Origin of the sequence: Vreelandella glaciei, assembly GCF_013415125.1 — a bacterium.
In the GTDB taxonomy this organism is placed as follows: domain Bacteria; phylum Pseudomonadota; class Gammaproteobacteria; order Pseudomonadales; family Halomonadaceae; genus Vreelandella; species Vreelandella glaciei.
On sequence record NZ_JACCDE010000037.1, the window covers coordinates 36,560 to 45,501 of the forward strand.

Below are 8,942 nucleotides of genomic sequence, written 5' to 3' on the forward strand. Positions count from 1 at the left end.
CCTTGTGTGTGATGAAAAATAACTATCTGGTGGATAAGCATGTGGTGAGTAACGTAACGACTTGCGATAAACCCCTATTCTAGCGGTTTGGGCGGTCGCTGGAAACGTCGCGAGTTGACGCAGGTTATTAAAGCGGTTTTGCCGGGAGGGGTCAGACAAACGTATAATCACGCTTTTGCCGCGCGATTCGAGGTGTTGATGGACAGCATTCTGGTCAGGGGTGCCCGCACCCACAACCTCAAGCAGATCGATGTGGAACTGCCCCGTAACAAGCTGATTGTGATTACCGGCCTCTCCGGCTCGGGTAAATCGTCTTTAGCCTTCGACACCCTTTACGCCGAGGGGCAGCGCCGCTACGTGGAATCGCTCTCCACTTATGCGCGCCAGTTCCTGTCGATGATGGAAAAGCCCGATGTAGATCACATCGAAGGGCTGTCACCTGCGATCTCTATTGAGCAGAAGTCCACCTCCCACAACCCACGCTCGACCGTGGGCACCATCACCGAAATTTACGACTATCTGCGCCTGCTGTTCGCCCGCGCAGGCACGCCCCGCTGCCCCGAGCACGGCGAAGACCTTGAAGCCCAGACGATCTCGCAGATGGTCGATCAGGTCATGAATCTCGCCGAAGGCACCAAGCTGATGCTGTTGGCGCCGGTGGTCAAAGGCCGCAAAGGCGAGCACCTACAGTTATTAGCAGAACTGCGTGCCCAGGGTTTCGTACGCGCACTGATCGACGGCCAGGTGCTGGAGCTGGACGACATCGCACCGCTGGATAAACGCAAAAAACACGACATCAGCGTGGTGGTTGACCGCTTCAAGGTACGCGATGATCTCGCCCAGCGCCTAGCAGAGTCGTTCGAAACGGCGCTGAACCTCGCCGACGGCACCGCCATGATTCACTTTATGGACGGTGAGCGCGACGATATTGCTTTTTCGTCACGCTTTGCCTGCCCGGTATGTGGCTACTCGCTGGCAGAACTTGAGCCACGCATGTTCTCGTTCAACAACCCGGCGGGCGCCTGCCCCACCTGCGATGGGCTGGGCGTTCAGCAGTACTTCGACCCGGACAAGCTGATCAGCCACCCAGAGCTTTCGCTTGCCGAAGGCGTCATCAAAGGCTGGGATCGACGCAATATTTACTACTTTACCCAGCTCCAGGCGCTGGCCAAGCACTATCGCTTTGAGCTGGAAACGCCCTGGCAAGAGCTTGCCCGCCATGAACGAGAGGTTATCTTAAACGGCAGCGGCGACGAACAGATTCCGTTTGTCTACGTGGGCGACCGCGGCCGAAAAGTGACCCGCGAACACGCCTTTGAGGGCGTGCTGCCTAATATGCAGCGCCGCTATCGGGAAACCGAATCCAACATGGTGCGCGATGACCTGGTCAAATACATCGCGGTGCAGCCTTGCGCCACTTGTAATGGCTCGCGACTGCGCAAAGAGTCGCGCCATGTTTATGTGGATGACCACAACATCGCCGATATCGTCCGCTTCCCGATTGGCGAGGCGTGGCGCTACTTTGCCGATCTAACACTACCCGGCCGTAAAGGCGAAATTGCTGACAAAATCGTTCATGAAATTCACGCCCGACTAGAGTTTCTGGTCAACGTGGGGCTGGATTACCTCAACCTGGAGCGCAGCGCCGACACGCTTTCTGGCGGCGAGGCCCAGCGTATTCGCCTGGCCAGCCAGATAGGCGCAGGCCTGGTTGGGGTCATGTACATTCTTGATGAGCCGTCGATTGGCTTGCACCAGCGCGATAATGACCGGCTGTTGAAAACCCTTGAGCGACTGCGCGACTTGGGCAATACCGTGATTGTGGTAGAGCACGATGAAGATGCTATTCGTGCCGCCGACCACGTGCTGGATATCGGCCCCGGTGCAGGCGTCCACGGTGGTGAAATCGTCGCCCAGGGCACGCCCCAGGACATAATGGATAATGCCAACTCGCTGACCGGCCAGTATCTTTCCGGCACACGGGAAATCGCCGTACCGCCCTACCGCATTCCCGGCAATCCAGAAAAGCAATTAGTGCTACGCGGCGCCACCGGCAATAACCTGCAGGACGTGACGCTAACGTTGCCGCTGGGGCTGTTTATCGCCATTACCGGCGTTTCGGGCTCGGGTAAATCGACGTTGATCAACGGCACCTTGATGCCGATTGCGGCTCGCGAGCTAAACCGCGCGACCACGCTGACCGCCGCACCTTATGAAAAAATCGAAGGGCTCGATCAGCTCGATAAAGTGATCGATATTGATCAGAGTCCCATTGGGCGAACGCCGCGCTCCAACCCGGCTACCTATACCGGTATTTTTACGCCGATTCGCGAGCTGTTTGCGGGCACCCAAGAAGCGCGTTCGCGGGGCTACAAGCCCGGCCGTTTCAGCTTTAACGTCAAGGGCGGGCGCTGCGAGGCGTGCCAGGGGGAAGGCATGATCAAGGTGGAGATGCACTTTCTGCCCGATATCTACGTGCCCTGCGACGTCTGTAAGGGCAAGCGCTATAACCGTGAAACGCTGGATATTCACTACAAAGGCAAAACGATCCACGAAGTGCTGACCATGACCGTGGAAGACGCGCTGGAATTCTTCAGCCCGGTGCCCGCTATTGCCCGTCGCTTGCAAACCTTGCTCGATGTAGGACTCTCTTATATCCGCCTGGGGCAGAGCGCTACCACCCTGTCGGGCGGCGAAGCGCAGCGGGTGAAACTCGCCCGTGAGTTAGCCAAGCGCGATACCGGCAAAACGCTGTATATTCTCGATGAGCCAACCACCGGCCTGCATTTTGAAGATATTCGTCAATTGCTGACGGTGCTGCATCGCCTGCGTGATCATGGCAATACTATCGTAGTGATTGAGCACAATCTGGATGTGATCAAAACGGCCGATTGGATTGTCGATCTCGGCCCCGAAGGGGGCTCAGGTGGCGGGCAGATTATCGCTGAAGGCACACCGGAGCAGCTCGTAAAACAGAAAGTCTCGCATACCGGGCATTTCTTAGCACCACTGCTAGCGCGTGGTAAACGAGCAACCAAGCGCTAACCTTTAGGTCTTTTTTCGAAGGTGGGGCGCGCACGCGCCCCTAACTAAAGGAGCCCGCTACCTCACGCATTGAACAACGCAGTACGCAGCCCTATTGTGTATTGTGACGAGCAGCTAATAGTTAGTTATATTAAGTAAACCTCTCTTAGAGGGATAGGCCATGAACGAAGAAAAAAGCTGTATTATCAAGCACTTCAGTCACTATTGCTCGTTGACGAAGGAGGAGAAAACATTGCTCCTCTCGCTTGAAGAGAGTCCAAGCAATATAAAATCCGGCACGATCCTATGGGAAATGGGCGATGCGGCCAATGAGTTCTGCACGCTCAAGAGCGGCTGGGCCTTCTCCTATCGCCACTTAGAAAATGGTGATCGGCAAATTCTGGAAGTGTTTTTACCGGGTGACATTATTGGTCTGCGCGAGTTTGCGTTCTCCGAGCGCCTTGAGAATGTGCGCATGATTGATGACGGTGTGGTTTGTCACTTCCCGCACAAACGTATGCTGGATATTTTCCGCCAGTCGCTTCCCCTTACATCAGTAATGTTTGCTATTGGTAGTCGCCAACAGGCGCTGATGACAGAGCGGCTGGTCACCTTGGCAAGACGCAGTGCCCGCCAGAAAATGGCGCATTTTCTCTACGAGATGTATTTGCGGCTACGCCAAACTAATCCCGATATTAGCAATCAGTTTCGCCTGCCTCTCTCTCAAGAACAGTTGGCCGATGTACTTGGTCTTAGCCCCGTTCACGTGAGCCGAACGTTTACCGCACTTAGTGAAAGCGAGTTGGTATTCCGTGATCGTCACCACCTCACCATTCCAGACTTGGCGGCGTTATGCGCCGAAGGCCAATTTGATGACTGCTATCTCACCGACAACGTCCGCCCCCTATTAGGTGATACTGCATAAATTAGGCGATCAGCACAAAAAAACCGCGTGCTATAAAGCACGCGGTAGTGTTGTTACGCCGTCAGTCGCTGAGGCGACAGCACATTAACCGCATTTGGACCAGCCACACCCCGCATAGCAGGTTGGGCAACCATCCATCATGATGAGCTCGCCGCGGCACTCAGGGCAGCTACCCACTATGGCCGGGGCGCTGCCTTCAGGCTTTTTTCCCTCAGTAGCCTTTTCACCGATCGGCTCTACCGCACCCGCTTCAACGGGCGCATCGCCCGCCTCCTCATCCGGCTGCCAAGCATGGCCATGGGTCATGCGGTGGGCATAGCGCTCAACCAGCTGTTCAGCCGGGACTTGATTGCCATCCCGATCCAGGAAACCGCGACGATAAAGAATCTGCTGTATCGACCAAGCAATCGCAGCGACCTCTGAATCGTGAAACATCGGCTTTTTCCAGCGGTTCATACCGCAGCGCACCAGGCCTTTATCCCAAGCTACTTTGCGTAGATCCGCCACCGCCTGGGTGACGTAACCACCGCGGGCTGCCAGCGAGAGGCTGCGCATGGTGGCGGTGATCCACTGGTGCTCACTGGAGAGCTGGCCCGACGGGAAAAAGAACTCTACCGGGCGCTCAATCACCACGCGTTTACCGCCAATCACGCCTTCCACCGGCATAAACGACACCAGCAGATAGACTTTCTTGCGACCTTCCGCGCCCACGTACGAAATCTTCTCTGATACGGCTTCTAGAGTGCCTTCCGGGCGTGACGGAATCCGCACCGTCAGCGGGCTTTCATCCTGTAGCTCAGGAACGGGCGCGGCCTGCTCCTGCTGCTTGATCCGGTAACCAACGATTTTTGAGGTAATTTCTACAGCCATGGTGTTCTCCACTTAGCAAAGGTAATCGGGCGGTTCTTTACATGGACGCTGCTAGCAAGGGCGCAGCCCCCGCCGCTACCATTTGCCGTAGGTGCCCTCTTTTAAGCCATCAAATAGGTTGGCAGCGTTATGTTCTTCGCCGTCGTAAACCACCTTTTCATCCCCGGTCAGTTCGAGGGTTTCGCCATTTTCCAGCTCAAATACGTAAGTCGTGTTTTTAAGATCATCCTCACGCACCAGCACGCCCTGGAAGGCTTCTGGGTTAAAACGGAAGGTTGTGCAGCCTTTTAAGCGGCTTTCATAGGCCTGCAAATAGAGGTTTTGGAACTGCTCAAACGGGAACTCAGTAGGCACATTAACCGTTTTCGAGATCGCTGAATCCACCCAGTGCTGGGCGGCGGCCTGAACGGCGACGTGCTGCTCGGGTGAGATCGCATCGGCGGTCACAAAGTAGTCAGGCAGGTCGCTATCCACAGCGTCGTCGGCGATAAAGTGACGGTAGGCGGCGAGCTCAAAGGAGACGACTTCGACCTGCTCTTTGGTCTTCTTACCCGATTGGATAATATTGCGGAAATAGCGGTGCGAGAAGGAAGGCTCGATACCGTTGGAGGCGTTGTTACCCATCGACAGGCTGATCGTGCCGGTCGGCGCGATCGAACTGTGGTGAGTAAAGCGTGCGCCATACTCGGCCAGCTGTGCGACCAGTTCGGGCTCAAGCTCGGCCACTTGGGCCATGTACTGGCTGTAACGGGCATGCAGAATACGACCCGGCACTTGATCGCCCACTTCATAGCCATCTTTGGCCAGTTGTGGGCGCTCACGCAACATTTTGGGGGTAATGGTGTGCTCCTGCTCAAGCACTGGCGCCATGCCTTTCTCTTTAGAGAGCTCCAGTGCCTGCTTCCAGCCCTCAATCGCCAGGTGGCGGCTCACCTCATCGGTGAACACCAGTGACTGCTTCGAGCCATAAGGGATTTTGAGCATAGTAAGCGTCGACCCCAGGCCCAAAAAGCCCATGCCGTGGCGGCGCTTGGCTTCGATTTCACGCTGCTGCTGGGGCAGCGGAAGGCCAGCAATTTCCACCACGTTGTCGAGCATGCGGGTAAAGATGGCGACGACCTTGCGGTAACGCTCCCAGTCAAAGCGCGGTTCTGCGCCGAAGGGATCGATCACGAACTTGGTCAGGTTGACAGAACCCAGCAGGCAGGCACCCTCTGGCGGCAGCGGCTGCTCGCCACAGGGGTTGGTGGCGCGAATATCCTCGCAGAACCAGTTATTGTTCATGCGGTTGACTTGGTCGATCAGGATGAAACCTGGCTCGGCGTAGTCATAGGTGGAGGACATGATGGTGTCCCATAATTCGCGCGCTTTGATCACTTCCACAATACGGCAGGCGACACGGCCTTCGGCATCCACCGTGTAGCCCTCTTCCACTACCGGCCAGTCACGATAGAGCAGGTCTTCCGCTTTAACGTCCTCTTTCTCACCGGGATGCAACGGGAAAGCGAGCGGCCAATCGGTATTGTTTTTGACCGCTTCCATAAACTCATCAGTGATCAGCAACGACAGATTAAACTGACGCAAGCGCCCTGCTTCGCGTTTCGCCTGGATAAATTCGCGCACATCCGGGTGGCCTACATCGAAGGTACCCATCTGGGCGCCACGGCGGCCACCGGCAGAAGCCACGGTGAAACACATCTTGTCGTAGATATCCATAAACGCCAGCGGACCATTGGTGCCTGCGCCAGCACCAAACACAAACGCGCCTTTGTAGCGCAGTGTCGAGAAGTCGTAGCCGATACCCGCCCCTGACTTTAGCGTCATGCCCGCATCCACGACGGAATCGAGAATATCGCGCATGGAGTCGCGAATAGTGCGTGAAACGGTGCAGTTGATCAGGCTTACCGCGGGCTTGTAAGCCTCTGCGCCCGCATTAGAAAGGATGCGACCGGCAGGGATAGCACCATGTTCCAGCGCCCAGCGGAATTTCGGCAACCACTCTTCTGCCTTGTCTCCTTCCACCGCTGCAAGGGCGCGTGCAACACGCTCAAATGTAGCACCGACATCTTGGTCGACGGGCTGGCTATGACGATCCTTGAGGCGGTACTTGGCATCCCAGATCTCCCGCGAGGGGGCCTGCATCGGGACGTCATTAGAGGTCTTGATAGCCTTAGCAGCGGTGCTCATGTCGCAAAACTCCTTCACAACGGGGTGAATATAGCGCTCAAATGGGCGATTATACGTGGCATCGGAGTGAAGTATAGACTTGACTTTCCACCATATGAGGCACTTTTTTAACTATTCTCTACCATATATAGAAAAATCAGCGCGTTACTCTTTTGACAATATCAAACACGCTATAGACTGTTTTTTCCGGTTACTCGTCTAGGGATTTTGGTTACATGGCTCACATCATCACGGCGACGGTCGCCCTGCGTTTCCACTCGTCAACGCTAATCGCTATGTTAGCCCCTATGTTCGTTATGGCGGCAATGGTCATCTCATTGATGGTCGCAACATCCATGGCTAGCGCAGCAACATTTAATACCGACGACGTGGCCACCCACGAACACTGGCAGTCGATGACACTGTCATTGGGGGGTGAACGACACTACCGGGCGATAGAAACTCACAGCTATTCTGATGCCACCCTAAGCCTGAACGCCACCGCAGGCGTTTGTGATTTACCCTGGCTGGAGATGCGCGTGACGCTTGAGCAGCAGCAAGGTGAGAGCCGTGCGGTGAACTTAGTACCCGCCAGGCTACGCATTGATGAGCAGCCCGTGATTGATACCATGGCGGAATTTATTACCGAACGCGGCGACGACGGTTTTTATGCCCACTTTTACTTAAGCGACTTGGCGGCGCTGATGGACGACATGCGCCAGGGCGAGCAGTTGTTTCTCGGTTTTGACCAGGAACAGCGCGAGCCTTGGTATATGACCTTTAGCCTGCAAGGCGCCGACGCGGCAATTAACCGGATGCTGGCTGAATGTAAAGGCGCCGAATATACTACGCACTAATATTCTCTATCTGGCAGCACATCATCTTTCAGTAACGGGGTAAATATATGTCTTAAGAGGTAAAGAGAAACCCGCAGCCCCAAAATATTGAGCATTGCAAATCAAGCCTAGGGAAGAAACTCAGGAAAAAAAGGAGTCCTCGGCTAATAATCTAATCTCTCGACAAGTTTTCTAGATAACGCTTCAATGAAAGCCTTTACTTGCATGATAGCAATGGCCTCTTATGTTCAACTTACTGCCTCATCATTATACAGCGCTGGTTGTCGGCGCATCGGGAGGAATAGGCGCTGCCATCATTAAGCAGTTACTCTCTTCCTCTCAGGTCGGCCACATTATCGCGGTAAGCCGCCAACAACCACGAATAGTCGATCCCCGCCTTACTTACCTAATGCTTGATGTTTCCCAAGAACAGGGTAGGTATGCGCTTAAGAAAGAGCTGGCTGCCCAGCCTATCCACTTCTTTTTCAATGCCATCGGCATTCTTCATAATAAAGCGCAACAGCTGCTGCCTGAAAAGCGCCTAGATCAGCTTAGTGTTGAAAATTTGACACAGACAATGAACATCAATGCATTTACGCCGATATTACTTCTAGCGGCACTACAAGACTCTTTCAAAGGTGTACACCCTTCAGTGATCGCCAGCCTTTCGGCGCGAGTTGGCTCTATCGAGGACAATCGGCTAGGCGGCTGGTACAGCTATCGTGCCAGCAAAGCAGCCCATAACATGCTGCTTAAGACGGCATCAATAGAGCTCAAACGGCTTAACAAACAATGCACCGTTTTATGCCTGCACCCTGGCACCACCGATACAGCGCTCTCTAAACCTTTTCAAGCAAGGGTGCCTAACGAGAAGCTCTTCACGTCTGCATTTGTAGCAGAGAAGTTGCTAGCAGTCATCGCCCAGCGAACGCCTGATGATAGCGGTACCTTTTGGGACTGGAGTGGCCAACCTATTGAGTGGTAAGGGTGAGGTGTTTTTCTTCCAGGCAACAAAAAACCCAGCCGGGTGGCTGGGTTTTCTGCGGTATAGGTGCCTGACGATGACCTACTCTCGCATGGGGAGACCCCACACTACCATCGGCGCTAAGCGGTTTCACTGC

Annotated in this window: 6 protein-coding genes; 4 read left to right on the forward strand and 2 right to left on the reverse strand. The window is 54.8% G+C overall.

Annotation, left to right across the window (positions count from 1 at the left end; genetic code table 11):
* The first annotated feature begins 198 nt into the window (after positions 1 to 198).
* Both uvrA and HZS80_RS20015 read left to right on the forward strand, forming a co-directional pair.
* On the forward strand, positions 199 to 3,045 hold the full coding sequence (gene uvrA, locus HZS80_RS20010) for an excinuclease ABC subunit UvrA (protein WP_179917100.1): 2,847 nt from the start codon (positions 199 to 201) through the stop codon (positions 3,043 to 3,045).
* Positions 3,046 to 3,205: 160 nt separating this feature from the next.
* Entirely contained in the window at positions 3,206 to 3,949 is a 744-nt protein-coding gene (locus HZS80_RS20015; RefSeq protein ID WP_035563949.1) for a Crp/Fnr family transcriptional regulator, read from the forward strand.
* Between the two features lie 84 nt (positions 3,950 to 4,033).
* On the opposite strand, the gene HZS80_RS20020 is transcribed toward HZS80_RS20015, so the two are convergent.
* Positions 4,034 to 4,819: a ribonucleoside-diphosphate reductase gene (locus tag HZS80_RS20020; protein ID WP_179917101.1), complete on the reverse strand. Its 786-nt coding sequence runs from the start codon at positions 4,817 to 4,819 to the stop codon at positions 4,034 to 4,036.
* 75 nt (positions 4,820 to 4,894) lie between these two features.
* The gene (locus HZS80_RS20025; protein WP_035563943.1) at positions 4,895 to 7,006 is read right to left on the reverse strand and encodes an adenosylcobalamin-dependent ribonucleoside-diphosphate reductase; all 2,112 of its coding nucleotides are present in this window, start codon (positions 7,004 to 7,006) and stop codon (positions 4,895 to 4,897) included.
* Between the two features lie 215 nt (positions 7,007 to 7,221).
* Here HZS80_RS20025 and HZS80_RS20030 point away from each other — a divergent pair, with 215 nt between their 5' ends.
* Together HZS80_RS20030 and HZS80_RS20035 are read left to right on the forward strand one after the other, a co-directional pair.
* A complete protein-coding gene (locus tag HZS80_RS20030) occupies positions 7,222 to 7,842 on the forward strand; it encodes a hypothetical protein (protein ID WP_179917102.1) in 621 nt (206 codons plus the stop codon).
* A 223-nt stretch (positions 7,843 to 8,065) separates the two neighbouring features.
* Positions 8,066 to 8,806 (forward strand): SDR family NAD(P)-dependent oxidoreductase, encoded by a 741-nt coding sequence (locus tag HZS80_RS20035; RefSeq protein ID WP_035563937.1) that lies wholly within the window; start codon positions 8,066 to 8,068, stop codon positions 8,804 to 8,806.
* Positions 8,807 to 8,942 lie beyond the last annotated feature (136 nt).